Here is a 542-nt window from a genome sequence, read left to right as displayed (position 1 = left end):
TCGCGGTCGCCGACCGGCTCGGCGTACGGATGGTGCAGCCCGCCCAGCGCCTCGCCGGGGCCGCCCAGGACCTGGGGGAGGGGCGCCTCGGCACCCGGGTGCCCGAGGAGGGGCCCACCGAACTGCGGTCCGCCGCCGTCGCGTTCAACTCCATGGCCGATCAGGTCGTCCAACTGCTGGCCCACGAACGCGAGCTGGCCGCCGACCTCTCGCACCGGCTGCGCACCCCGCTCACCGTGCTCCGGCTGAACGCCGCGTCCCTCGGCGAGGGCCCGGCGGCCGAGCAGACCCGGGCTGCGGTCGAGCAGTTGGAGCACGAGGTCGACACGATCATCCGCACGGCCCGCGAACAGGCGCAGACCCAGGGCGGACAGGCGGAGGCGGGCTGCGACGTGTCCGAGGTGATCCGCGAACGCATGGGCTTCTGGTCGGCGCTCGCCGAGGACGAGGGCCGCGAAGTACGCCTCGCGGGAGTCGACCGTACGGCCCGCATCCCCGTCGCCCGGCCCGAACTGGCCGCCGCGCTCGACGCGTTGCTCGGC

The 542-nt window shown here is 75.3% G+C and carries 1 protein-coding gene; it reads left to right on the top strand.

What is annotated here, in order from left to right:
* Positions 1-542 (top strand): HAMP domain-containing protein (locus BTA51_RS29760; RefSeq protein WP_141215744.1); only part of this gene is annotated, 542 nt, incomplete at both ends.

This window comes from Hahella sp. CCB-MM4 (assembly GCF_002260525.1).
Lineage (GTDB): Bacteria > Pseudomonadota > Gammaproteobacteria > Pseudomonadales > Oleiphilaceae > Hahella.
This window is presented reverse-complemented; position numbering and strand designations above follow the sequence as displayed.